The sequence below is a fragment of the Streptomyces sp. NPDC043878 genome, from assembly GCF_056435735.1.
The window spans coordinates 257061-282029 of sequence record NZ_JBWKDW010000008.1; the positions used below are offsets into that span (position 1 = coordinate 257061).

General features: G+C 74.0%; 20 protein-coding genes and 2 pseudogenes. 6 read left to right on the top strand and 16 right to left on the bottom strand.

Annotated elements, in window-relative coordinates; translation table 11 throughout:
- Positions 1-95: 95 nt before the first annotated feature.
- From pheT to infC, 7 genes and pseudogenes are all read right to left on the bottom strand, one after another.
- Positions 96-2002 (bottom strand): annotated as a pseudogene (pheT, locus tag AC07AZ_RS14330) (phenylalanine--tRNA ligase subunit beta); the annotation flags it as partial.
- A complete protein-coding gene (gene pheS, locus AC07AZ_RS14335) occupies positions 2002-3123 on the bottom strand; it encodes a phenylalanine--tRNA ligase subunit alpha (RefSeq protein WP_478847326.1) in 1122 nt (373 codons plus the stop codon). The pseudogene pheT and the gene pheS, both read right to left, overlap by 1 nt.
- 151 nt (positions 3124-3274) lie before the next feature.
- Positions 3275-4429: a sensor histidine kinase gene (locus AC07AZ_RS14340; protein ID WP_478847328.1), complete on the bottom strand. Its 1155-nt coding sequence runs from the start codon at positions 4427-4429 to the stop codon at positions 3275-3277.
- Between the two features lie 51 nt (positions 4430-4480).
- Positions 4481-5341: a TrmH family RNA methyltransferase gene (locus AC07AZ_RS14345; protein WP_478847330.1), complete on the bottom strand. Its 861-nt coding sequence runs from the start codon at positions 5339-5341 to the stop codon at positions 4481-4483.
- 181 nt (positions 5342-5522) lie between these two features.
- Positions 5523-5906: a 50S ribosomal protein L20 gene (rplT, locus tag AC07AZ_RS14350; protein WP_020132316.1), complete on the bottom strand. Its 384-nt coding sequence runs from the start codon at positions 5904-5906 to the stop codon at positions 5523-5525.
- 98 nt (positions 5907-6004) lie between these two features.
- Entirely contained in the window at positions 6005-6199 is a 195-nt protein-coding gene (gene rpmI, locus AC07AZ_RS14355) for a 50S ribosomal protein L35 (protein WP_019065473.1), read from the bottom strand.
- A 131-nt stretch (positions 6200-6330) separates the two neighbouring features.
- Positions 6331-7048, bottom strand: a pseudogene (gene infC, locus AC07AZ_RS14360) (translation initiation factor IF-3).
- A 379-nt stretch (positions 7049-7427) separates the two neighbouring features.
- Between infC and AC07AZ_RS14365 the strand changes: the two are divergent.
- Positions 7428-7796, top strand: coding sequence for a DUF1844 domain-containing protein (locus AC07AZ_RS14365; protein WP_478847333.1), 369 nt, complete (start codon positions 7428-7430; stop codon positions 7794-7796).
- Between the two features lie 28 nt (positions 7797-7824).
- Here AC07AZ_RS14365 and AC07AZ_RS14370 read toward each other — a convergent pair whose 3' ends face one another.
- Positions 7825-8556 carry an SseB family protein gene (locus AC07AZ_RS14370; protein ID WP_478847335.1) on the bottom strand — a complete coding sequence of 244 codons (732 nt, stop codon included), beginning with the start codon at positions 8554-8556 and terminating at the stop codon, positions 7825-7827.
- A 149-nt stretch (positions 8557-8705) separates the two neighbouring features.
- Between AC07AZ_RS14370 and AC07AZ_RS14375 the strand changes: the two genes are divergently transcribed.
- The gene (locus tag AC07AZ_RS14375; RefSeq protein WP_478847337.1) at positions 8706-9722 is read left to right on the top strand and encodes a serine hydrolase; all 1017 of its coding nucleotides are present in this window, start codon (positions 8706-8708) and stop codon (positions 9720-9722) included.
- A gap of 50 nt (positions 9723-9772) precedes the next feature.
- Here AC07AZ_RS14375 and mycP read toward each other — a convergent pair whose 3' ends face one another.
- Together mycP and AC07AZ_RS14385 are read right to left on the bottom strand one after the other, a co-directional pair.
- Positions 9773-10966, bottom strand: a complete 1194-nt coding sequence (gene mycP / locus AC07AZ_RS14380) for a type VII secretion-associated serine protease mycosin (RefSeq protein ID WP_478847339.1) — start codon at positions 10964-10966, stop codon at positions 9773-9775.
- Positions 10963-11850 carry a hypothetical protein gene (locus AC07AZ_RS14385; protein WP_478847341.1) on the bottom strand — a complete coding sequence of 296 codons (888 nt, stop codon included), beginning with the start codon at positions 11848-11850 and terminating at the stop codon, positions 10963-10965. Before AC07AZ_RS14385 ends, mycP begins: the two co-directional genes overlap by 4 nt.
- 2590 nt (positions 11851-14440) lie before the next feature.
- Here AC07AZ_RS14385 and AC07AZ_RS14390 point away from each other — a divergent pair.
- A complete protein-coding gene (locus AC07AZ_RS14390; RefSeq protein WP_478847343.1) occupies positions 14441-15643 on the top strand; it encodes an amino acid deaminase/aldolase in 1203 nt (400 codons plus the stop codon).
- 45 nt (positions 15644-15688) lie between these two features.
- On the opposite strand, the gene AC07AZ_RS14395 is transcribed toward AC07AZ_RS14390, so the two are convergent.
- The 3 genes from AC07AZ_RS14395 to AC07AZ_RS14405 are packed head-to-tail and all read right to left on the bottom strand — an operon-like array spanning position 15689 to position 19253.
- On the bottom strand, positions 15689-16480 hold the full coding sequence (locus tag AC07AZ_RS14395; RefSeq protein ID WP_478847345.1) for a 3-oxoacyl-ACP reductase: 792 nt from the start codon (positions 16478-16480) through the stop codon (positions 15689-15691).
- Positions 16477-17874 (bottom strand): aldehyde dehydrogenase family protein, encoded by a 1398-nt coding sequence (locus AC07AZ_RS14400; RefSeq protein WP_478847347.1) that lies wholly within the window; start codon positions 17872-17874, stop codon positions 16477-16479. The genes AC07AZ_RS14395 and AC07AZ_RS14400 overlap by 4 nt, the downstream gene beginning before the upstream one ends.
- 8 nt (positions 17875-17882) lie before the next feature.
- Positions 17883-19253: a glutamine synthetase family protein gene (locus tag AC07AZ_RS14405; RefSeq protein ID WP_478847349.1), complete on the bottom strand. Its 1371-nt coding sequence runs from the start codon at positions 19251-19253 to the stop codon at positions 17883-17885.
- A gap of 85 nt (positions 19254-19338) precedes the next feature.
- On the opposite strand from AC07AZ_RS14405, the gene AC07AZ_RS14410 reads away from it, so the two are divergent.
- Entirely contained in the window at positions 19339-20121 is a 783-nt protein-coding gene (locus tag AC07AZ_RS14410) for a FadR/GntR family transcriptional regulator (RefSeq protein WP_478847351.1), read from the top strand.
- Positions 20122-20231: 110 nt separating this feature from the next.
- A complete protein-coding gene (locus AC07AZ_RS14415; protein ID WP_478847353.1) occupies positions 20232-20942 on the top strand; it encodes a gamma-glutamyl-gamma-aminobutyrate hydrolase family protein in 711 nt (236 codons plus the stop codon).
- 319 nt (positions 20943-21261) lie between these two features.
- Here the strand turns inward: AC07AZ_RS14415 and AC07AZ_RS14420 are convergent, their stop codons facing one another.
- Positions 21262-22206 carry a LysR family transcriptional regulator gene (locus AC07AZ_RS14420; RefSeq protein WP_478847355.1) on the bottom strand — a complete coding sequence of 315 codons (945 nt, stop codon included), beginning with the start codon at positions 22204-22206 and terminating at the stop codon, positions 21262-21264.
- A gap of 70 nt (positions 22207-22276) precedes the next feature.
- Between AC07AZ_RS14420 and AC07AZ_RS14425 the strand changes: the two genes are divergently transcribed.
- Entirely contained in the window at positions 22277-23455 is a 1179-nt protein-coding gene (locus AC07AZ_RS14425; protein WP_478847357.1) for a TDT family transporter, read from the top strand.
- Here the strand turns inward: AC07AZ_RS14425 and AC07AZ_RS14430 are convergent.
- Positions 23367-24083 carry a helical backbone metal receptor gene (locus tag AC07AZ_RS14430; protein ID WP_478847359.1) on the bottom strand — a complete coding sequence of 239 codons (717 nt, stop codon included), beginning with the start codon at positions 24081-24083 and terminating at the stop codon, positions 23367-23369. The genes AC07AZ_RS14425 and AC07AZ_RS14430 overlap by 89 nt on opposite strands.
- Positions 24080-24649, bottom strand: a complete 570-nt coding sequence (locus tag AC07AZ_RS14435; protein ID WP_478847361.1) for a helix-turn-helix domain-containing protein — start codon at positions 24647-24649, stop codon at positions 24080-24082. Before AC07AZ_RS14435 ends, AC07AZ_RS14430 begins: the two co-directional genes overlap by 4 nt.
- Positions 24650-24969: the final 320 nt, after the last annotated feature.

A 24969-nucleotide genomic window follows, 5' to 3' on the forward strand; every position in this document is an offset into this window, starting at 1 on the left:
TCGCGCGATGTCCAGCTCGCCGGGGCTCGCCACCTCCACGCCGATCCCCTCCCCCTCCCCCCCCCCCCCCCCCCCCCCCCCCCCCCTCCCCCCCCCCCCCCCCCCCCACCGCGGCGACGTGCCGGGGCTGGTCGGGCAGCGCCGCGTCGAGTTCGGCGAGCTGCTCGTCCGTCGGACGCCGGTCCACCGGCAGGACACCGGCGACGTGCTGCTCCGCGCCCGGCAGGAAGACCAGGCCGGTCTCGAACAGGGCGAGGTCGTGGCTGCCGCGGCCGTCGTTGCGCCGCAGCGCACCGAGCAGACCCGGCAGCAGCGAGGTGCGCAGCAGCGGTTCCTCGTCGCTGAGCGGGTTGACGAGCCGGACCGCGCGGCGGGCCGGGTCGTCGGCGGCCAGGCCCAGCTGGTCGAAGACCTGCTCGCCGACGAACGGGTAGGTGGGCGCCTCGACGTACCCGGACCCGGCGAGGACGCGGCCCACCCTGCGGTGCAGCCGCTGGCGGTGGGTGAGGCCACGGCCCGAGGGCGGCTTGGGCAGCGTGGAGGGCAGGTTCTCGTAGCCCTCCAGGCGGATGACCTCTTCGGCCAGGTCGTTCGGCACACCCAGGTCGGGCCGCCAGGACGGGGTGGTGACGATCAGTTCGTCCTGCCCGTACACGTCGCAGCCGACCTCCTGGAGGCGGCGTACGACGGTCTCCCGGCCGTACTCGACGCCCGCGACCCGGTCGGGGTGATCGGCGGGCATGGCGATGGTGTGCGGCGCGGACGGGGCGATGACCTCGGTGACTCCGGCCTCGGCGGTGGCTCCCGCGAGCAGCACCAGCAGGTCGACCGTGCGCTGGGCGGCGGCGGCCGCGGCCTGCGGGTCGACACCCCGCTCGAAACGGCGGGACGCCTCCGAGGACAGCTTGTGTCGGCGGGCCGTGCGCGCGATGGAGGTGGCGTCGAAGTGCGCGGCCTCGATCACCACGTCGGTCGTGACGTTCTCGCTGTCGGCGTGGTCGGCGATCTCCGTGTTGGCGCCGCCCATCACCCCGGCGAGGCCGATGGGGCCGCGCTCGTCGGTGATCACGAGGTCCTCGGCGGCCAGCGTGCGGGTGACACCGTCGAGGGTGACGATCTTCTCGCCCTCCTCGGCCCGGCGCACGCCGATGGTGCCCTGGACCAGGGTGCGGTCGTAGGCGTGCAGGGGCTGGCCGAGTTCCATCATCACGTAGTTGGTGACGTCGACGGCGAGCGAGATCGGGCGCATGCCGACCTTCTGCAGCCGGCGCTGGAGCCAGATCGGGGAGCGCGCCTCGGGGCTCAGGCCGGTGACGGTGCGGGCGGTGAAGCGGTCGCAGCCGAACGGGTCGGCGACGGCCACCGGGTAGCCGAAGGCGTTCGGGGCGGGGACGTCGATCAGTGCCGGGTCGCGCAGCGGCAGGCCGTAGGCGATGGCGGTCTCACGGGCGACACCGCGGATCGACAGGCAGTCGCCGCGGTTGGCGGTGACGGCGATGTCCAGGACCTCGTCGACGAGTTCGAGGAGCTCGACGGCGTCCTTGCCGACCTCGGTCTCCGGGGGCAGCACGATGATGCCGTGGCTGCCGTCGTCGCCCATGCCCAGCTCGTCGCCGGAGCAGATCATGCCGTGCGAGGTCCTGCCGTACGTCTTGCGCGCGGCGATCGCGAAACCGCCGGGCAGCACGGCGCCCGGGAGGACCACGACGACCTTGTCGCCGACGGCGAAGTTGCGGGCGCCACAGACGATCTCCTGCGGCTCGCCCGTCCCGTTGGCGGTGCCGACGTCCACCGTGCAGAAGCGGATCGGCTTCTTGAAGCCCTCCAGCTCCTCGATGGAGCGCACCTGGCCCACGACGAGGGGGCCCTTCAGGTCGGCGCCGAGCTGCTCGACGGTCTCGACCTCGAGGCCGGTCGACACCAGCTTGGCCTGCACGTCGCGGCCGGTCTCGGTGGCCGGCAGGTCGACGTACTCCCGCAGCCAGGAAAGCGGGACCCGCATCAGATCTCCATCCCGAACGGCCGGGTGAACCGGACGTCACCCTCGACCATGTCTCGCATGTCTTCGACGTTGTGGCGGAACATCGCGATCCGCTCGATCCCGAACCCGAAGGCGAAGCCGCTGTACCTCTCCGGGTCCACACCGCAGGCGGTCAGCACCTTGGGGTTGACCATGCCGCAGCCACCGAGCTCGATCCAGCCCTCGCTGGAGCAGGTGCGGCAGGGCCGGTCGGGGTTGCCGACGGACTCGCCGCGGCAGACGTAGCACACCATGTCCATCTCGGCGGACGGCTCGGTGAAGGGGAAGAAGTTGGGCCGCAGCCGGGTCTTCATGCCCTCGCCGAACAGCGACTGCACCATGTGGTCCAGGGTGCCCTTGAGGTCGGCCATGGTCAGGCCCTCGTCCACGGCGAGCAGTTCCACCTGGTGGAAGACGGGGGTGTGGGTCGCGTCCAGTTCGTCGGTGCGGTAGACGCGGCCGGGGCAGATCACGTAGACCGGCAGCTCGCGTCCCAGCAGCGAACGGATCTGCACCGGCGAGGTGTGGGTGCGCAGCACGACACCGGACTCGGTGCCGCCCTCCGGGCCGGCCACGAAGAACGTGTCCTGCTCACCGCGGGCCGGGTGGTCCGGGCCGATGTTGAGCGCGTCGAAGTTGAACCACTCGGCCTCGACCTGCGGACCCTCGGCGACCTCGTAGCCCATGGCCACGAAGACGTCCTCGATGCGCTCCGAGAGCGTGGTCAGCGGGTGGCGGGCGCCGGCCGGCACGCGGTCGTGGGGCAGCGTGACGTCCACCGCCTCCTCGACCAGTACGCGTGCGTCCCGCTCGGCCTCCAGTTCCGACTGCCGGCCGGCGAGGGCCTTGCTGACCGCGCCGCGGGCCTGGCCGACGAGCTTGCCGGCGGCCGCCTTGGCCTGCGGGGGCAGCGCGCCGATCTCGCGGTTGGCGAGGGCCAGCGGGGAGGTGCCGCCGGTGTGGGCGACCTTCGCCTCCTGGAGCGCGCCGAGGGAGTCCGCGGCGGCGAAGGCGGCGAGCGCCTCGTCCCGCAGGCGCTCGATCTCTTCCGGTTTCAACGCCTCGACCTCGACTGGGTCGTACGACTTGTTCGGTGCCGACATCTCTTCCCGTGCTTCCGGTTGGCTGGCTGGAGGTCCCCGTCACCGACTCGTCGTGACCGGTACGCGGACGGTTCGTCTTCGTCCGCGGGACGCAAAGTGCCAAAGGCCGAGTCTAACGGGGTGGGGGTGGGCGAATGCGCCCGCGGGCCGCTCAGACCAGATAGGCCGGAGTGCTCACGGGCAGCGTAAATCGGAACTCCGCACCGCCGACGGGGGCGCGGCCGACCGTGATGGTGCCGCCGTGGGCCTCGACGATGCCTTTGACGATGTACAGCCCGAGGCCGGTGCCGCCGCGCTTGCTGCCCCGCCAGAAGCGGGTGAAGACGCGGTTCATGGACTCCTCCGGGATGCCGGGCCCCTCGTCGCTCACCGTGACCGACGTGGCGGTGTTCTCACCGGCCCCGCCGTCCTCGCCTTCGCGCGGGGACGCCGAGGGCGTGATGTCGATGGTGACGGTTCCCTCGCCGTGGCGCACCGCGTTTTCCAGCAGGTTGCTGAGCACCTGGTCGACCTTGTCGGGGTCGGCCCACAGGGCGGGCAGCGGTTGTTCGACGCGCAGCAGGAACCGGTCGGCGGCCAGGCCGGCGGCGACGTACGCCTGGATGTGCCGGCCCACGGCCGCCCCGATGTCGACGGGCTGCCGGCGCAGTTCAAGGCGTCCTGAGTCGATCCGTGAGATGTCGAGGAGCTCGGCGATGAGGCGGGTGACGCGGTCGGCGTCGGCGTCGACGGTCTCCAGCATGAGCCGCTTCTGGTCGTCGGTGAAGCGTTCCCACTTGGCGAGCAGGGTGGCCGTGAAGCCCTTGACCGAGGTGAGCGGGGAGCGCAGCTCGTGGGCGACGGTGGCGATCAGCTCGGCGTGGGACCGCTCGGTACGGCGGCGGGCCTCGGTGTCCCGCAGCGAGACGACGACGCGGCTCACGCGACCGGTGGGCGCCTGCCGTACGTAGCGGGCCGACACCAGGACCTCGTGTCCGCCGGGCAGCAGCAGATTGCGCTCGGGCTGGCGGGAGCGGATGGCGAGCCCGCCGTAGGGGTCGGTCAGCTGCCACCAGCGACGCCCTTCCAGGTCCTCCAGCGGCAGGGCCTTCTCCAGCGACTGGCCGAGGGCGGCGGCCGCGGGGACGGCGGTGATGCGCTCGGCGGCGGCGTTGAAGGTGACGACCCGGCCGTCCGCGTCGGCGATCACGAGTCCGTCGGGCAGGTCGTCGGGGTCGATGCCGGGGCCGCCGGGCTCGTCGGGCCGGCGCCGGTCCGGGCCCCGCACGTCTTTCTCTCCCGGTGCGCTGCTCGTGCCGACACTCATCCCCGTACCCCACCTCTCAGACGGCGCAGGGCCCCCGAGCTGGTCACCCTACTAGCTCTCGGTGACGGAGCGGCACCCTCCGGAGGCGCGCTGTGCACGGGCTGACGCATACAGACATACGGCGGCGGCGGTGGCGAGGTTCAGACTCTCGGCCCGTCCGTGGATCGGGACGCGCACGACGGCGTCCGCGAGCGCGCGGGTCTCCTCCGGGAGCCCCCACGCCTCGTTCCCGAACACCCAGGCGGTCGGGCCGCCCATGGTGCCCCGGTCGAGTTCGTCGTCGAGGTCGTCGAGGCCCCCGCCGTCGGCGGCGAGGACGCGCACCCCCGTCTCCTTCAGCCCGGCCACGGCACGCTCCACGGGCACACCGACGGCGACCGGGAGGTGGAACAGGGAGCCGACGGAGGCGCGGACGGCCTTGGGGTTGTACAGGTCGACCGAGGCGTCGGTCAGTACGACGGCCTCGGCGCCGGCGGCGTCGGCGCAGCGCAGCACGGTGCCGGCGTTCCCGGGGTCCCGGACGTGCGCGAGGACGGCGACGAGGCGGGGCCGGGCCGCGAGGATCGCCTCGAAGGGGGTGTCGACGAACCGGCAGATCCCGACGAGTCCCTGCGGGGTCACGGTCGTCGAGATGTCCTCGATCACCTGCTCGGCGGCGAGGTGCACGCGGGCACCGGCGGTGCGGGCCTCGCCCACGATGTCCGCGTACCGCTCGGCGGCCTCGACGGTCGCGAAGAGTTCGGTGAGGGTGCCGCCCTCACCGCCGCGGTGCCGGGCCGCCTCCCGCACGGCCTGCGGGCCCTCCGCGAGGAACAGCCGGTCCTTGCCCCGGAAGTTGCGCTTCGCGAGCCGCCGCGCGGCGGACACCCGGGCGGAGCGGGGAGAGATCAGCTCGGGGGTGGCGGGGGGCATGCTGTTCACCTTCGGAAGACCACTTTCCGCCGCTACGGCGATCGATCACGACGGCGGTACGGCTCCTCCCGCACACCCTCGTGACGGTGGGGAGGCGCCGGGACCGGCCGGAACACCACGGACCCGCGGGCCACCGGCCCACGGGTCCGTCAGGTCACGCCGGCCGCGGGCCGACGCGCGGTCACGCAGCCTTGGGCGCGTTCACGTCGGCCGGCAGCGCCTTCTGGGCGACCTCGACCAGCGCGGCGAACGCGGTGGCGTCGTTGACGGCCAGCTCGGCGAGGATCTTGCGGTCGACCTCGATGTTCGCCGCGTTCAGACCCTGGATGAAGCGGTTGTAGGTGATGCCGTTGGCGCGGGCAGCGGCGTTGATGCGCTGGATCCACAGCCGGCGGAAGTCACCCTTGCGCTTCTTGCGGTCGTTGTAGTTGTAGACCAGCGAGTGGGTGACCTGCTCCTTGGCCTTGCGGTACAGGCGCGAACGCTGACCGCGGTAGCCGGAGGCCGCCTCGAGGATCGCCCGGCGCTTCTTGTGGGCGTTGACTGCCCGCTTGACGCGTGCCACTTTTTAACTCCTTGTAGCGGGGCCGCGGTCGTCATCACGCGGCCCGGAAACGATTGGGTCCCGGTCCTGACTGCGTACGGCGCTCACGCGCCGCCGAGTCACTTGCCGAGAAGCTTCTTGATCTTCTTGGCGTCGCCCGGGGCCATCTCGGCGTTGCCGGTGAGGCGACGCGTCACGCGGGACGACTTGTGCTCGAGCAGGTGGCGCTTGCCGGCGCGCTCACGGAGCACCTTGCCGGAGCCGGTGATCTTGAAGCGCTTGCTGGCACCGCTGTGCGACTTGTTCTTCGGCATAGCGCCGTTATCTCCTCGTCGGTGGCGCTCCGGTGCCCGGTCGTGAAACCGGGCACGGCGGAGCGTCGCTCTTTTATCGGGTGGATTCCCCGGACTGGCGTCCCGGGTCTCCGGGGCGTTCGCCCGAGGGGTCAGGCTTCGGCGGAAGCCTCGGCCGGGGCCTCGGCGTCCACTGTGTCCAGCTCGTGCGCCTCGATCTCGGCGTCCTCGCCGCCCTCGGTCTCCGCGACGTTCTGCGAGCGGCCGGGGTTGGCCTTCGCGTCGGCCTTGCGGGCCTCCTGCGCCTGCCGGGCCTCGGCCATGGCCTCGGTCTTCTTCTTGTGCGGACCGAGAACCATGATCATGTTTCGGCCGTCCTGCTTCGGGTTCGACTCGATGAACCCGAGGTCCTGGACGTCCTCCGCGAGACGCTGCAGCAGTCGGTAACCCAGCTCGGGCCGGGACTGCTCGCGACCACGGAACATGATCGTGATCTTGACCTTGTCGCCCTGCTTGAGGAACCGGACGACGTGACCCTTCTTGGTGTCATAGTCGTGCGGGTCGATCTTCGGCCGGAGTTTCATCTCCTTGATGACCGTGTGCGCCTGGTTCTTGCGCGCCTCACGGGCCTTCATGGCCGATTCGTACTTGAACTTCCCGTAGTCCATGAGCTTGCACACGGGCGGACGGGCGGTCGCCGCTACCTCGACCAGGTCGAGGTCGTACTCCTGCGCAAGCTCCAGGGCCTTCGCGAGCGGGACAATGCCCACCTGCTCGCCACTGGGACCGACAAGTCGCACCTCGGGAACGCGAATCCGGTCGTTGATACGGGGCTCGGCGCTGATGGATCCTCCTCGGATAGCACCACACGGCGATCTGGCGGACAGCCGCGTATGTCTGGGTGACGTAGACCTAACCGCACCGAAGCACAAAAAATGCCCCGACCGGTCACAGGCGGGGCTCCAAAACACTACCGGAGCACCGCCGCGGTGACCGCGGGGCGCACATTCGGGCGACTCCATCGTCCGTACGGAACGATGGGGGCCGCCTGACCGGGTGACCCGCCGCCCCGGAGGACGGTCAGGTGGGAGACTGGAGCCTCCACTTGTGGGCCGGGCACTTCGACATGCGTCTCAGACGTCCGGCCGGTCGTTACACAAGGTTAGCAGTTCACCGGCGCGTGCGCTAATCCGGCGTCTCCCGCCTCCTGCTGTCAAGGGGACACGCTCCGGGCCCTATCGTGTCCCGCATGAGTGACACCTCCCCCTCAGGCACCCCCGAGTCGCCCGACTTCGACGACATGACCCGTGACATCGCCGAGGTCCCCGCCGTCGAGGTGATCGTGACGGTCGCCGTCAACCTGATGAGCGCCGCCGCCGTGAAGCTCGGCCTGACCGAGGAGGGCGACAAGTACAAGGACCTGGACGAGGCCCGCAAGCTGGTGCACGCCCTCGCCGGTCTGCTGGACGCGAGCGCCACCGAGATCAGCTCCTTCCACGCGTCCCCACTGCGCGACGGCCTCAAGTCGCTGCAACTCGCCTTCCGCGAGGCGTCCCTGGTCCGGGACGAGCCGGGCCAGGGACCGGGCGAGAAGTACACGGGACCGATCTACGGCTAGCCGCGGGCCCGCCGGGAACCCGGCGGGATCATCCGCGTACGTACAGGGGCTCGCCCGGCGGCGTCGTCCCGGCCGGCAGAAGCGCCAGGTCGAGGCCGCGCACCAGGCGGGCCCGCAGTGCGTCGTCCGCGGCCAGCCGTCCGGCCACGGCGCGGGCGGCCGCCGCCGGGGACGCCGCGGGGTCGAGCACGAGGGCGACGGTGCCGTCGGCCTGCCCGGGGCCGAGGTGGGCGCGCAGCACCGCGGGTTCGGCGGCCACCGCGGCACGGACCGCGTCGCGCACGGCCGGGTCGGCGAGCGGATCCGTCGTCGCGCGTCCCTCCGCGAGGGCCAGCAGGGCGGGACCGGTCAGTTCGTAGGGCACCGGCCCGGCGAGGTCGAGTACGACGGTGTCCGCCTTCTCGTGCGCCGCGGCCTGCAACGCCTGGTGCAGCGGTACGGCGACGGGGCGGGCCTGCGGGTCCCAGCGGGCCAGCGAGTCGGTGGACGTGAAGGCGGGCAGCGCGGTGCGGCCGCCGGCCTTCAGCGTCGGCACGGCCATGTCGCTGCTCTTCTCGCGGCGCAGCCCGTTCGCGTCCTCCTCGACCTCCCCGAGCACGGCCACGACCGGCACGAGCAGCCGGGCACCCCTGAGGGCCTCCAGCACCGGGCCCTCGGCGGTGCGGTCCTCGGCCCAGGCGGCGAGCGCCGCGCTCAGCCCGGGGTCGGCGGAGCCGTCGTCGTCGGAGAAGCCGGGGTCGGGAATGTTCTTGTTCGCCACGGTCACCGACCCTATAGGGGGGATGCCGCCGCGCCTGTGCGGCCCCGGAAACCCGCCCGTCACCACTTTCACGGGTTTCTCAGACTTCCCTGACACACCTTTAACGTCCGTCCAACGACCCGCACAGTCACCGCCCCGAGCATCACGGAATGGAGTCCTCCAGAGTCCGCCGTGGCCGCCGTGGCCGTGCCTCCCGCCGCCGCGCCCTGCTGTCCACCGCCCTGGCCACCGTCGCCGTCGTCGGCGCCACGGCCGGCGGGACCGTGTACGTGAAGGCGCAGGCGCGCACCGGGACGGGCGCCGTATCGTCGTCGCCGGCGCCCTCGGCCTCCGCCTCGGCCGCGGCGCGAGGGGAGGCATCCGTGGAACCGGTGACGGAGCCGACGGTGGACCGGGACGCGTTGCTCGCCGACGCCATGGCGGGGCTGAGCGGCACGGGCAGCGCGAAGGTGTCGGTCGCCGTCATGGACCTCTCCTCCGGCGAGAGCGCCTCCTACGGGGACGGCGCCTTCGACACGGCCAGCATCGTCAAGGTCGACATCCTCGCGACCCTGCTGCTCCAGGCACAGGACGCGGACCGGCGTCTGACGGCGAGCGAGAAGGCGTACGCGACCGCGATGATCGAGAACAGTGACAACGCCTCCGCGTCGGCCCTGTGGCAGGTCATCGGGAAGGCGGACGGTCTCGCCGCCGCGAACAAGCGCTTCGGGCTCACGGACACCGAGGGCGGCGACGACATGCTGTGGGGCCTCACCCAGACCACGGCGGCCGACCAACTCACCCTGCTCCAGCAGGTGTTCGGCGACGACTCGGAACTGGGCGCGGCCTCGCGGACGTATCTGCGCACACTGATGGGGCAGATCGCCGCCGACCAGCACTGGGGTGTCTCGGCGGCGGCCACCGGCTCCGCGTGGGCCCTGAAGAACGGCTGGCTGGCACGCACCGCGACGGGGCTGTGGGACATCAACAGCATCGGCCGGGTCACGGCGGGGGGCCACACCTACCTGGTGGCCACCCTGTCGGCCGGCAACACGACGAAGGCGAAGGGCATTTCGCTGATCGAGGCGGCGGCGAGGGCGGCGGTGTCGGCGCTGGGGGACACGACAACGCCCGACACGTCTGCCGCCGCGTCCGTTTCCGCCTCCGCCTCGACTGCCGCCGGCTGACCGGGGCCGCTACCGCTCGCTCCGGCCGGGGCGAGCGGGTCGCCGGACGGTCAGAAGTCGTCGTCGTGTGCGGTCGTCGTGCCGGGGGTGCGGCGGCCGCGCCACAGGACGATCGCCGCGACCAGGAGGAGACCGCCGGCGCCGCCTGCGAGGGGGGCCGCCCAGGTCGCGGTGTCGTCGTCCGAGGGGGCCGCGTCGGGGCCCGAACCGAAGTACTTCTCGCCGTACGCCGCCGCCCGCAGCCCCTCCGGGTCGAGGCGGCCCGCCGCCGTGAGGGCGGCCGCCGGGTCCACGAACCCGAACCCGCGGGAGTCGTCGCGGCCACCGGCGGGGGCGTCCCGGGCCGTGTCCTCCAGGAGCTTCTTGATCTGCGCGGGGGTCAGCCCGGGGTGCGCGGCCCGGATGAGGGCGACCGCGCCGGACACGAAGGCGGAGGCCGCGCTGGTGCCCCAGCCCTCGTAGTACCTGTGGTCGGGGTCGGCGATGACGACGCCGACGCCGGGCGCGCTGACCGTGGCGTACCAGCGGCGGGTGGAGAAGGAGGCGCGGGTTCCGTAGCGGTCGACGGCGGTCGCGGCGATCACGCCCGGATAGGCGGCCGGGTAGGAGATGTGGTCGCCCTTCTCGCCGCCGTTGCCCGCCGAGGCGACGACGACGGCGCCCTTCTTCAGGGCGTACTGGACGGCCTCGTCCTCCGAGGGCTCGGGGTGGGCGGAGGCCGAGTCGTCGCCGAGGGACAGGTTGATGACGTCGGCGCCGTGGTCGGCGGCCCAACGGATGCCGTCGGCGAGGGCGTTGCTGCGGGTGCTGCGGGCCCTGCCGCGGGCGGAGTCGCCGTCCTCCAGGATCACCCGGACCGGCAGGATCTTCGCCTCCGGGGCGATGCCCATGACGCCGTCCCCGTCGCCGGACCCGTGTCCGTGGCCCGCGATGATGCCGGCCATCGCGGTGCCGTGCCGGGCCCAGGCGCGCTCACCCCGGACGGCACCGAAGCCGATCATGTCCTTGCCGGTGAGGACGTTGCCGGCCAGGTCCGGGTGGTCGTCCTCGACGCCGGTGTCCAGGACCGCCACGGTGACACCCCGGCCCTTGGTGGTCCGCCACACCTCCTGGGTGTGCATCGCGTCGAGGGCCCACTGCTGGGCGCGGATGCCGTCGGCGTGCGCGACCGTGGGCGGGACGAGCGCGACGGTGGCCGCGAGGAGGGCGCTCAGGAAGCCGGCCCTGCGGGTCGTGAGGCTCATGAGGGCTGCTCCGTGGGCGAGCTGACGGTTTTGCGCAGGGCGCGTTCCACCCGGTCGGCGAGGCCCTGCGCCTCGTTGCCGAGGCCGGCCTGGGCGGGGGCGGTGGTGGCGCCGGAGGCCGTGGCGTCCTGGGCGGGCTGCGGCTTGTCGACGGTACGGCCGTCGGCCCAGCCGGAGACGGCGTAGGCGACGACGGGGGCGTCGGTGAGGACGGAGACGGTCCAGGCGGCACGCTGCCGCGTACCGAAGTGCGCGGCGACGGTGTCCTTGGCGGCGTACGGGCGCGGCATGAGGTCGGTCCGGCGGCGCAGGCCCTCGTTCTGGAAACGGGTGGCCAGGGCCCCCATCGCGGTGGCGTCGCCGTTGGTGAACAGCAGGCCGACGGTGGTGACGTAGCTGCCGGTGGCGTCCGCGTAGGTGGCGCGCAGGAGCCGCCGGCAGCCGAGCGGGGCGAGCACCTTGCGCAACAGCGGGTCGAAGGCGTCGCGGCAGCCGCTGTCCGGGGCGACGGCGATCCGCGTCCAGGTCCGGTCGGCGCCACCGGGGCCGGCGCCCTGTCCGTCCACGGTGGGCGGGAACAACTGGTCCACCGGGACGCTGTGCCACAGGTTTCCGGCCGTGGCGAACGAGCTGCGCGTCGCGCTGTCCGCCGGCTCCGCGGAGAGCCAACTCCCGGCCACGGCACCGCCGATGAGGCCCACGCCGAGGACGAGACAGGCGCCGACGACGGCGAGGCGAGGGCGGAAGCGGACACCGAACGGGCGGGGCCGCACCCGCTCGTCGTACCCCTCGGGCTCCCCGAACGAGACGACGGGCCGCCCCGCGCCGAGCCCCTCGCCCGGGGCCGGCGCGGCACTCCAGGACAGCGCCGGATCCGGAGACACCCCGGAAGCGCCCGCACCGGCCGGCCCACGGGAGGGGGCGACGGACGGCGAGGCGGTCCGCGAGCCGTTCACGGAGGCCGGCGGGACGGGTGTACGGCCCGGCGCGTGCGCGGGAGCCGGGGGGACGGGCGGGCTGCCCGTGGTGGGGGCGGCCGGAGCCGGGGAGACGGACGGACTGCCCGGCGCGTGGGCGGGCGCCGGGGACACGGGCGGGCGGCTCGGCGTACGGGAGGGAGCCGACGGTACGGACGGGCCGCCCGGCGCGTGAGCGGGAGCGGAGGGCACGCGCAACCCGCTCGCGGAGCCGGCGGACGCCGAAGGCGGGTGGGGCGCGCCGGCCCGCGCGAGCGGGCTCCACGGCGCGTGCGCGCGGCCCGCCGGGTCCCCGGCCGCCGGGGACGCACCCGGACGGCTCCCGGTCCCGGAGGGCGCCGTGGGCGCGCCGGGGGCGGCCGACGGCGAGAGCGGGCTCCACGGCGTGTGGGGAGCACTCGCCGAATCACCGCCAGGCGCCGGAGACGCGCCCTGACCAGTCACGAAGTCGGCGGGCGCCGAGGACTGACCCGGAACACGCGTCGGCGAGAGCGGGCTCCACGGCGCATGAGGAGCACTCGCCGAATCACCGCCAGGCGCCGGAGACGCGCCCTGACCACTCACGAAGTCGACGGGCGCCGAGGACTGACCCGGAACACGCGTCGGCGAGAGCGGGCTCCACGGCGTAGGAGGAGCGCTCGGCGCCGACGGGGCGCGCGCACCGCTCGCGGAGTCGGCGGAGGCCGAAGGCGAACCCTGGCCACCACTTGGCCCCTGGCCCCCACTTGGCGCCGACGGAGACCACAGCGCATGCGCGCCGCTCGCCGAGTCGCCCGGCGCGGCGGACGGACGGGGGCCGACGGTGGAACCGGCGTCGGCAGAACCTGAACCTGGCGAACCGAACCCGGGCGAACCGACCCCTGGTGAGCCGAGCCCGGAAGATTCAGGCGCGGCCGGACCGGACGCGGGGGGAGCCGGTGCGGACGAGCCGGAGGCCGGACCGGACGCGGGCGGGGAAGCTGCGGGCGGGCCGGGCGCGGCGGCCGGCCTGGGCGGGACTCCGTGCGAGCCGGGGCCGGTGTACGACTCGGCGGGTGCGGGCCGGTCGGGGCGGTGCGGGGGCTCGGAAGCGGGTCCGCCGCCCGAGCCGGCTGCCGGCTTCGCGGGGGCGGGACGGAGACGGAAGATCGGCTCCGGCGCATTCTGGGCGCGCACGTCGGTTCGGCGTGGCCGGCCCGGGGGCCGGTGACCGGGCCGGGGCGGCGCGCCACCGGGCGGGGGTGTCGCGGCGTTCTCGTCCTGCGGTGCACGGCCCGCCGCGGGCGGCGCGTCCGGAAAACGGGCCGAGGCCGGAGGCGGAGGCGGGGACGAGGGGCCGGTGTCCTGCGGGGACGCGGTCCTCGGGCCCGGGAAGTACGGCCGCGAGTGGGGCGGCGGGCCGGACACGGGGCGGCTCTCACCGTCCGTACGGGTCCGCCTCGGCGCCGAGGGACCGACTGAACCGTCGCCGGCGGCGGAGGCCCGCGCCGACGTGGGCGAAGCGTCCGGCACGGACGCGCTCACCCCACCGGAGGCCGGCACGGACGCGCTCACCCCACCGGAGGCCGGAACCCGCGCCCCACCGGAGGCCGTTGCCGGAGCCCCGCCCGGAGCCGGAACCCGCACCTCACCAGAGGCCGATACCCGCGCCCCGCCAAGGGCCGGGTTCCCGTCGCCGAGGTCCGGCGTCTGCCGCCCGCCGCCCGTTACCGGCGCGCGCTCCGGCGCCGACGTCCAGGAGCCGCCCGGGCCCGGTGCCCAAGACCCGCCCGAGCCCAGTGCCTGGGACGCCTCGGGGGCCGGCGCCCGCACGGCGTGGGAACCAGCCGTCCGTGAACCGTCCGGTACGGTCGCGCCGGTCACCGTCTCCGCGGAGGTACTGCCCGGCGACGAGACGGACCGGGCGGCGGAGTCTCCGGCCGGCACCCCCGCCTGCGAGGACGGCCCCCCGGACGACGGCGATGCGGGGCGGGGTGTCGGCGCCGCCGTTCGCGGGGCCGAATGCCTGGGTGCCCCGCCGGGGCCCATGGACGGCCTCCCGGACGACGGCGTGGCCTCGTTGCCGCGTGGGGTGCCGCGTTTCGCGAAGGCCTCCCACCGGACGGGACGCTCCGGGCCGGCCGCCGGTGGGCGACCGGAACGTTCCGCCGGGTCGGAGGGCGGGCCGTCCGTCTCCCCTGCCTGGCTCTCGCCGCCCGCGGGCGGCTGTTCCGGTCGCGGGGGATGGGAGGCGCGCCGCGCTTCCGTGCTCATGCACCCCCCGTTTCCTCGGCCCGGGCCATCTCCTCGTACGCGGGCTGTTCTCGCCTGTCGCCCGGGGACTCGGCCGTCCCGGACACGCATACCCGCGCGGGCGGAGCGCCATCCCGGCACGAGCCTGTGGCCGGGGTCGTTCGTCCGTGCGTGCGCGTCACTCTACGGGTTGCTCCCGGTGGAACGGGAACCAGTCCGCGGAGCCGGGGCTTCTGCCCGGAACGTCCCCCTACCCTGCGGTAATCCTGTCTGGCAGGCTTCGTTCATGACTGCGCGCGCCGCCGACCGGGCCCGTTACGACCGGGCCACCGCCTCTCTCGACGCCCCGCTCGCGATCGTGGACCTGGACGCCTTCGACGCCAACGCGGACGACCTCCTCCGCCGGGCCGGCGGCAAACCGATCCGTGTCGCCAGCAAGTCCCTGCGCTGCCGCGCCCTGCTCGAGCGCGTCCTCGGGAAGGAGGGCTTCGCGGGTGTGATGTCGTTCACCCTGGCCGAGTCGCTGTGGCTGGCGCGCTCCGGATTCGACGACGTGCTGCTGGCCTATCCGACGGCGGACCGCGCCGGGTTCGCGGAACTGACCGCCGATCCCAAGCTGGCCGCCGCCGTGACGGTGATGGTCGACGACCCGGCGCAGCTCGAACTGATCGACGCGGCCCGTGAGGGCGGCGGCGAAGTGGTGCGGGTCTGCCTGGAGTTGGACACGTCCCTGAAGCTGCTGGGCGGGCGGGTGCGGGTCGGCGCCCTGCGTTCGCCGCTGCACTCCCCCGCGCAGGTGGCGGACCTGGCGCGGGCGGTGGCCCGCCGGCCGGGCTTCAGGGTCGTCGGGATCATGGGGTACGAGGGGCACGTCGCCGGCGTCGGCGACGCGGTCGCCGGGCGGCCGCTGCGCTCGCGTGCCGTGCGGCTGATGCAGTCGGCCGCCCGCCGGGAGCTCGCCGAGCGGCGGGCGGAGACGGTGCGCGCGGTCCGGGCCGTGGTGCCGGACCTGGAGTTCGTCAACGGCGGTGGCACGGGCAGCGTGCAGCACACCGCCGCGGAGGACGCGGTGACGGAGATCGCGGCCGGCTCCGGGCTGTACGTGCCGCGACTGTTCGACAACTACACGTCGTTCAGCGGGCGTCCGGCGGCCCTGTTCGCGCAGCCCGTCGTACGGCGGCCGGGGGTCGGGGTCGTGACCGTCCTCGGGGGTGGCTACCCGGCCTCCGGCGCGGCCGGTGCCGACCGGCTCCCGGTGCCGTACCTGCCGGAGGGCCTGCGCTACGACCCGCAGGAGGGGGCGGGCGAGGTGCAGACCCCGCTGCTCGGGTCCCCCGCCGACGACCTGCTGATCGGCGACAAGGTGTGGTTCCGGCACGCCAAGGCCGGTGAGCTGTGCGAGCGGTTCGACACCCTGCACCTGATCGAGGGGGACACGGTGACGGCGGCCGTCCCGACGTACCGCGGGGAGGGCCACACCTTCCTGTAGCCCGGCCGCCGCGGGAAGCGGCGGCCGGACACGCGCCCCCACCCGCTACAGGGGGGTGACGTAGGCGCCCGAGATCCCGCCGTCCACCAGGAAGTCGCTGGCGTTGACGAAGGAGGAGTCGTCGCTGGCGAGGAAGGCGACGGCGGCGGCGATCTCGTCGGCCTCGGCGAACCGGCCGAGCGGGATGTGCACCAGCCGGCGCGCGGCCCGCTCGGGGTCCTTGGCGAACAGCTCCCGCAGCAGCGGTGTGTTGACGGGCCCCGGGCAGAGGGCGTTGACGCGGATGCCCTCGCGGGCGAACTGCACGCCCAGTTCCCGGGACATGGCGAGCACGCCGCCCTTGGACGCGGTGTACGAGATCTGTGAGGTGGCGGCGCCCATGCGGGCCACGAAGGACGCCGTGTTGATGACGGAACCCCGGCCCTGGCGCCGCATGTAGGGGATGGCGGCCTTGCAGCACAGGTAGACGGAGGTGAGGTTGACGTCCTGGACGCGCTTCCACGCCTCCAGGCCGGTCTCCAGGATGGAGTCGTCGTCGGGCGGGGAGATACCGGCGTTGTTGAACGCGATGTCGACGCTGCCGTAGGTCTCGAAGGCCGTCCTGAACAGCGCCTCGACCTGCTCGGGGTCGGTGACGTCGACCTTCACGAAGATCCCGCCGGCCTCCTCGGCGGCCGCCTCGCCGGCCCGCTCGTCGATGTCGCCGCAGACGACGTGCGCGCCCTCGGAGGCGAGCCGGCGCGCCGTGGCGAGGCCGATGCCGCTGCCGGCGCCGGTGATGACGGCGGTGCGGCCGACCAGGCGGCGGCAGATGATGTCGTCAGTCGATGCGGTCACTGTGCGGGGCCCTCCGTGCTGATGAAGACGTTCTTGGTCTCGGTGAAGGCGGTCAGGGCGTCCGGGCCGAGCTCGCGGCCGATGCCGGACTGCTTGTAGCCGCCGAAGGGGGTCCAGTAGCGGACGCTGGAGTGGGAGTTGACGGACAGGTTGCCGGCCCGGACGGCCTGGGAGACGCGCAGGGCGCGGCCGACGTCCCGGGTCCAGATGGAGCCGGAGAGGCCGTAGTCGGTGGCGTTGGCGAGGGCGACCGCCTCCGCCTCGTCCTCGAAGGGCAGGACCACGGCGACCGGCCCGAAGACCTCCTCGACGGCGACCCGCGCGCGGGGGTCGACGCCGGTGAGGACCGTGGGCGGGAACCAGAAGCCGGGGCCCTCGGGGGCCTTCCCGCGGATGCCGGGGGCGTCGGCGTCGACGTACGAACGCACGCGTTCCAGCTGGGACTTGGAGATCAGCGGACCCATCTGCGTCCGTTCGTCGGCCGGGTCGCCGACGACGACGGACTCGATCGCGGGAGCCAGCAGGTCGAGGAAGCGGTCGTACGCCGGGCGCTGCACCAGGATGCGGGTGCGGGCGCAGCAGTCCTGGCCGGAGTTGTCGAGGAAGGCCATCGGGGCGGCGGCTGCGGCGGCTTCGAGGTCGGCGTCGGCGAAGACGATGTTGGGGCTCTTGCCGCCGAGTTCGAGGGTGACCCGCTTGAGGTGGGCGGAGCCCCTGGTCAGCACCTGTTTGCCCACGGCCGTCGACCCGGTGAAGACGATTTTCGCGACGCCCGGGTGGTCGACGAGCGCGGCGCCCGTGACGGGGCCGTGGCCGGGCAGGACCTGGAACAGTCCTGCGGGAAGCCCGGCGTCCAGGGCGAGTTCGGCCAGGCGCAGCGCGGTGAGCGGGGTGGTCTCGGCGGGCTTGAGGAGGACGGCGTTGCCCGCGGCGAGCGCGGGGGCGGTGCCCCAGGCGGCGATCGGCATCGGGAAGTTCCAGGGGGCGATCACCGCGACCACACCGAGGGGTTCGAGGACGGTGATGTCGAGGCCGCCGGCGACCGGGATCTGACGGCCGGTCAGCCGCTCCACTCCGCCGGCCGCGTAGTCGAGCAGGTCGCGCACGTTGCCCGCTTCCCAGCGGGCGTTGCCGAGGGTGTGCCCGGCCTCGCGGACCTCCAACCGGGCCAGTTCCTCCAGGTGTTCGTCGACGGCGGCGGCGAACCGGCGCAGCAGCCGGGCGCGGTCGCCCGGCGCGAGCGCCGCCCAGCGGGCCTGCGCCTTCGTGGCGGCCGCGACGGCCGCGTCCACGTCGGCGGCCGTGGTGCCGCGGACGGTGGCGACGACCTCCTCCGTCGCGGGGTTCAGTACGTCCAGCGCGTGGGCGGGTGACTCGGAAGATCCGGAAGACAACGGGGGCCTCACATGCGTTCGAAGGAGCGGCGCAGCTCCCAGTCGGTGACCGCGGCGTCGAAGGCGTCCAGTTCGACGCGCGCCATGTTGCGGTAGTGCGCGACGACCTCGTCGCCGAAGGCGGCCCGGGCGATCGGGCTGCTCTCCCACAGGTCGGCGGCCTCGCGCAGCGTGGAGGGGACGTGCGCGTAGTCGGCCGCGTAGGCGTTGCCCGCGCAGGGCTCGGGCAGTTCCAGTTTCCGCTCGATGCCGTACAGGCCGGCCGCCACCAGTCCCGCCACCGCGAGGTGCGGGTTGACGTCGCCGCCGGGCAGCCGGTTCTCGAAGCGCAGGGAGCGGCCGTGGCCGACCACCCGCAGGGCGCAGGTGCGGTTGTCGTGGCCCCAGGCGACGGCGGTCGGCGCGAAGGAGCCCGGCTGGAACCGCTTGTAGGAGTTGATGTTGGGGGCGTAGAGCAGGGAGAAGTCACGAAGCGCGGCGAGTTGTCCGGCGAGGAAGTACCGCATGACCTCGGACATGCCGCCCGGGTCGGCGGCGGAGCCCGCCATGGCGTTCGCGCCGTCCGCGTCGGTGAGCGAGAGGTGGATGTGGCAGGAGTTGCCCTCGCGCTCGTTGTACTTCGCCATGAAGGTGAGCGAGACGCCCTCCTGGGCGGCGATCTCCTTGGCTCCGGTCTTGTAGATCGCGTGCTGGTCGCAGGTGACGAGGGCCTCGTCGTAGCGGAACACGATCTCGTGCTGTCCGGGGTTGCACTCGCCCTTGGCGGACTCGACGGTGAGGCCGGCGGCGGCCATCTCGTTGCGGATGCGGCGCAGCAGCGGCTCGATGCGGCCGGTGCCGAGCACCGAGTAGTCGATGTTGTACTGGTTGGCCGGGGTCAGCCCCCGGTAGTGGGAGTTCCACGCCTGCTCGTAGGTGTCCTTGAAGACGATGAACTCCAGCTCGGTGCCGACCTGGGCGGTGAGGCCGTGCTCGGCGAGCCGCTCCAGCTGGCGGCGCAGGATCTGGCGGGGCGCGGCGACGACCGGGGAGCCGTCGTCCCAGGCGAGGTCGGCGACGAGCAGGGCCGTGCCGGCGTTCCACGGGACGCGGCGCAGGGTGGTGAGGTCCGGGTGCATGGCGAAGTCGCCGTAGCCGCGGTCCCAGGAGGACATGGCGTAGCCGTCGACGGTGTTCATCTCGGCGTCGACGGCCAGCAGGTAGTTGCAGCCCTCGGTGCCGTGGTGGAGTACCTCGTCGAGGAAGAAGCGGGCGGCGAACCGCTTGCCCTGGAGCCGCCCCTGCATGTCGGGGAAGGCCAGGACGACAGTGTCGATCTCACCACTGGCGACGAGGGCGTGCAGCTCCTCGACGCCGAGCGGGGGTGTGCGGTCCGCCACGGGAAAGCCTCCTTCGGCTTCTACGGTCAGCCGGAAGCCATAAGGTATTGCGGAGAACCTTTGCTTGGGAAGGGGGTGCGGCCGGATGTCGCAGGCGGGTCCCGACACAGGCCCTGACATAGGCGCGGACGGCGCGCCGGCGAACCTCGTGGCGGGCCCGGAGGACCGGCTGACGCCGGTGCTGCGGCCGGTGCGGGCCGGCAACGGCTTCGAGGAGGCGCTGGAACAGATCCTCCAGGTCGTACGGCTCGGCCTGGTGCCCGGTGGCGAGCGACTGCCCGCCGAGCGGGAGCTGGCGGAGCGGCTCGGGATCAGCCGGGTGACGCTCCGCGAGGTCCTGAAGGTGCTCCAGGACCAGGGGCTGGTCGAGTCGCGGCGCGGCCGCTACGGCGGCACGTTCGTGCTCCCGAGGTCCGACGCGGGCGGTGAGGACGAGCTGCGGCGGCGGATCGCCGAGACCGACATCGAGGACGTCCTGCGCTTCCGCGAGGTGCTGGAGGTCGGCGCGGCGGGGCTGTGCGCGACGCACGGGCTGTCGCCGGAACAGGCGGCCCGGCTGCGTGCGGCGCTGGCCGGCACGCGGAACGCGCCACTGCCGGAGTACCGGCGGCGGGACACGCTGCTCCACCTCACGCTCACCGAGCTGTGCGGCTCACCGACGCTGACCGCGCAGTACGCGGCGGTACGGGCCACGGTGAACGACCTGCTGGACTGCATCCCGCTCCTGGTGCGCAACCTGGAGCACTCGCAGCGGCAGCACGCCGCGCTGGTCGAGGCGGTGCTCGACGGCGACGCGGACGGCGCGCGGGAGATGATGCGCGAGCACTGCGGCGGGACGGCGGCCCTGCTGCGGGGATTCCTGACCTGACCGGCCGACCGCACGCGGCCCGTCGGCCCACGACACCCGGCGGCCCTTGCCCGCCCCGCACCCCGTAGGCAAAGGTATGAACATGTTCCATTGCTGCGCTGGGAGGAAGCATGGCGGGCAGGCCGCTGATCGGCATCAGTACGTACGTCGAGGCCGGGGCGCGCTGGGGCGTGTGGGAGCTGGAGGCGGCGCTGCTGCCGGTCGGGTATCCGCGGCTCGTGCAGCGGGCCGGCGGACTCGCCGCGATGCTGCCGCCGGACGCACCGGAGCACGCCGCCGCGGCCGTCGCCCGCCTGGACGGGCTGGTGATCGCCGGCGGTCCGGACGTCGAGCCGGCCCGGTACGGCGCCGAGCCCGACCCGCGCACCGGACCGCCCGCCCGTGCGCGGGACGCCTGGGAGCTCGCCCTGATCGACGCGGCGCTGGCCGCGGGCGTCCCGCTGCTGGGCATCTGCCGGGGCATGCAGCTGCTGAACGTCGCCCTCGGCGGCACCCTCCTCCAGCACCTCGACGGCCACGCCGAGGTCATCGGCGTGTTCGGCCGCCACCCGGTCAAGCCGGTGCCGGGCACGCTGTACGCCGACGCGGTACCGGAGCTGACGTCCGTACCGGCTTACCACCACCAGGCCGTGGACCGGCTGGGTGCCGGCCTGGTGGTGTCGGCGCACGCGGAGGACGGCACGGTGGAGGCGGTGGAACTGCCGTCCGCGGACTGGGTGCTGGGGGTGCAGTGGCATCCGGAGATGGACGAGGACGTGCGGGTCGTACGCGCCCTCGTCGACGCCGCCGCGACTTCGGCAGCCACCCGGTCCGCTCCCTGAACGGCTGGGCCACGCTCTCCGGGCAGGGCCACACTCTCCGGGCAGGGCCGCGCAGGACCGCGCAGGGCCACGCTCTCCGCTCACTCTCCACTCAGGGCCGCATGGGGCCACGCTCTCCGCGCAGGGCCGCACCGGGCCACGCAGGGCCGCCCGAAGCTGTACGAGGCCGCGCGAGCCCGCACAGGGCCGGCGCACCCGCGCAGGGCCGACGCACCCGCGCCTGGGCCGGCGCACCCGCGCAGAAAGCGGCCGCCCAGGCCCACACGCCGGACGGGCCTGGGCGCCGAGGTTCGTGCGGGGGGGCGTCCGCGCGCCCGTCCTACCCTCGCGTCAGCGACAGCAACTCCCGTGCCGGTCCCACCGGCCGGTGGCCCGTCGGCCAGACCGCCCGCAGGTCCCGGGCCAGCGACACGGCCGCCACGGGCACGTTCACCAGCCGCCGCAGCGCCAGTTCGTCGCCCACGGCCAGCTCGCTGAGGACGGCCGGCCCCGCACCGCTCACCGCGGCCGCCTTCACCGCGGTGGTCGAGGACAGTTCGATCAGCGGGCGGGCCAGGCCACCCAGAGCCGCGTCCAGGACCTGCCGGGTGCCCGAGCCCTTCTCCCGCAGGATCAGCGGGGTCGCGGCGAGTTCCGCGGGATCCAGGGGGCGTCGGCGGCGGGCCCAGGGGTGGGCGGGCGCGGCCACCACGATCAGCCGGTCGTGGCCGATGACCGCGGAGTCCAGGCCGGGCGGCACGTCGAGACCCTCCACGAAACCGAGGTCCGCCTCGCCGGCGAGGAGCCGCTCGGCGACCGTCGCCGAGTTGCCCGCCAGCAGCGACACCGCCGTGTCCGGCCGCTGGGCGCGCAGCGCGAGCAGCCAGCCCGGCAGCAGGTACTCGGCGATCGTCATGCTCGCGGCGACCCGCAGCCGGGAGTCGCGGCGGTCGCGCAGTGCCTGGGCGCCCGCGTCGAAGGCCTCCGCCGCCTCGACGATCCGCCGGGCCCAGTCGGTCACCAGGGCACCGGCGTCCGTGAGCCGGGAGCCGCGCGGGGAACGGTCCACCAGGGCCACGCCCAGCTGCCGTTCCATCGAGCGGACACGGCTGCTCGCGGCCGGCTGGGTGATGCCCAACTCGCGGGCCGCGCCGCCGAGACTGCCGAGCCGCGCCACCGCCAACAGCAGTTGCAGGGCGCCGAGTTCCGGTACCCGGTGCGCCAGCGAGCCGCCGCCGATCTGCTCGGAGCCGTCGCGTTCCGCCGCCCCACCGCTGCTGCTCATAACTTCAGCTTATGTCCTCATAGAGGTGAACTGCCTGGTCGTGGGCGTCCGTCGGCGAGACCGTGGCCCCATGGTCACCGCCGCCCAGCCCCTCCCCCGTGCCACCGCACGCCCGCCCCGCCGGCCCGCCCCGGCCGTCCGTCACCTCGGACCCCACTGGTACGCCTGCGTCATGGGCACCGCGATCACCGCCACATCGGGGGCCGCGCTCCCCCTGGACGTGCCGGGCTCGCGCACCGTCCTGGTCGCCGTCTGGGCCCTGTCCCTCGTGATGCTCCTGGTCCTGCTCGCCGCCCGTTGCCTGCACTGGAGGTACCACCGCGACCAGGCCCGCACAGGCCTCCTCGACCCGGCGACGGCACCGTTCTACGGCTGCCTCGCCATGGCCCTGCTCGCGGTCGGCGGCGCGACCCTCACGCTCGGCCGGGACTGGATCGGCACCGGCGGCGCCGTCGCCGTCGACGCCGTGCTGTTCGGAGCCGGTACGGCCGTGGGACTCGTGGCCGCGGTCGCCGTGCCGTACCTCATGGCCGTACGCCACCGGGTCGGGCCGGAGCAGGCCGCTCCCGTGTGGCTGCTGCCCGTCGTCGCGCCCATGGTGTCCGCCGCGCTCGGCCCGCTCCTGGTGCCGTACCTGCCGTCCGGCCCGGCCCGGCAGACCCTGCTGTGGGCGTGCTTCGCGCTGTTCGGGCTGAGTCTGCTCGCGACCCTGCTCATGCTGCCGCTGATCTTCGCCCGGCTCCTCACCGCCGGTCCCCTCCCGCCGGCCCTCACCCCGACCCTGTTCCTCGTGCTGGGGCCGCTCGGCCAGTCCACCACCGCCGTCGGCAGGTTCGCGGACCTGGCGCCGGGCGTTCTGCCGGCCGCCGGGGCCCGGGGCCTCGGCGTCCTCGCCGTCCTGTACGGCGTGCCGGTCATGGGCTTCGCCCTGTTCTGGTCCGTGCCGGCCGCCGCCCACGTGCTGCGCGCCCGCCGGCGGGGCATGGGCTTCGCGATGACCTGGTGGGCGTTCACCTTCCCGGTGGGCACCTGCGTCACCGGCGCCGAGGCACTGGCCCGGCACACCGGGCTCGCCGTCTACGGCTGGCTCGCGGCCGGGCTGTACGTCGTCCTGGTCGCCGCCTGGGGCACCGCCGCCGCGGGCACGGCCCGCGGGCTGCTCAGCGGCGAGCTGCTCGCAGCGCCTCGCCCAGCACCCGTGGCGCCTCGGCGAGCGACGGCCCGTACCACGTCAGATGCCGTCCGCTGACCAGCGCGCAGGGCAGGCCCGCGAAGGCTTCCGGGCCGTCCTCGGCGGTGAAGCGGTAGGGCTCGTCGGGCAGGACGACGAGGTCCGGCGCGGCCTCCCGCAGTTCCTCGACCGGAATCCGGGGGTAGCGCTCCGGGTGGCCCGCGTACAGGTGGCCGACGCCGAGCCGGGCCAGCAGGTCGCCCGCGAACGTGTCCCGGCCGAGCACCATCCAGGGCCGCCGCCAGATCGGCACGACCGCCGTCGTACGGCGTCCGGGCGGCGGCGCCGACCAGGCGGCCTCGGCCTCCTCCAGCCAGCGGGGCCGGGTGCGCGCTCCGCAGGCGGCGAGGACGCGGGCCAGCTCCCGGAAAGCCTGCGGCACGTCCCGCACCTCGGTCAGCAGGACCTCGACGCCCGCCGCGCGCAGGACGGCGAGGTCCGGGGCGCGGTTCTCCTCCTCGTTGGCGATCACCAGGTCGGGGGCGAGGGCGATGATCCGGTCGGTCTTCGGGTTCTTGGTGCCGCCGACGCGGGTCACGGTGAGGTCGGCGGGATGCGTGCACCAGTCCGTCGCGCCCACCAGGACACCGGGCGCCGACAGCACCACGGCCTCCGTCAGTGACGGGACCAGCGAGACGACCCTCACCGCCGCGGCCGGTCCCGGACGGCCTCGATGTGCTCGGCGACGGCGACGACGATCACCCGGGTGTCCGCGACGGTCGCCCGCCAGCGGTGGCGGACCCCGCCGGTGAGGTACAGGGTGTCGCCGCGTCCGAGCCGGTAGGCGCGGCCCTCGGCCTCGATCTCCACGGCTCCGTCGGCGACGTACATCAACTGGTCGTTGCGGTACTGGAACTCACGGCCCGCGTCCTGGTCGCCGGTGAACTCCGAGGCGTGCATCTGGTGGTGTCCGCGCACCAGGGAACGCACCCTGGGTTCGAGTTCCGGCTCGGTCCCCTCGGCGCGCACGACGTCCACGCTGCACGCCGGGTCGGCCGCGGCGAGCAGTTCGACGGCGGTGGTGCGCAGGGCGTCGGCCACCTTCTCCAGGGAAGTCTGGCTGGGGCGCGCCCGCTCGTTCTCGATCTGGCTCAGGAAGGGGACCGACAGGCCGCTGCGCTGGGCCACGACGGCGAGGGTGAGCTCCAGTGCCCGGCGCCGCCGGCGGACGGCCGCGCCGACCCGCAGGGGCTGTTCTTTGTGGTCGCCCATGGCTCTGGCTCCCTCCTTCGCTCGTCGGTCCGCTGTCTGTGCGAAGCGCTCCGGCCCACCGCTTCTGATGGCTTCTCTGCACCCTACGCAGGTGCGGCAAACCGTTTCATGTGCCCGTCACATCGAGGACACACCGCGTGCGACCGGACCTCACAGTTCGCGCCAGTACACCAGTTTCGCGCACTCTTGGGCCGCGCGTCCCTCCTTCGTGACGAACGGGCTGACCAGCGGCGTGGGACGGCCGCCGGCGACGGTGGTCGAGGGGCCGGGGGCGGGGAGCGGAAGGGCTGTTTCCGGATACGTGGACACCGGACCGCCGA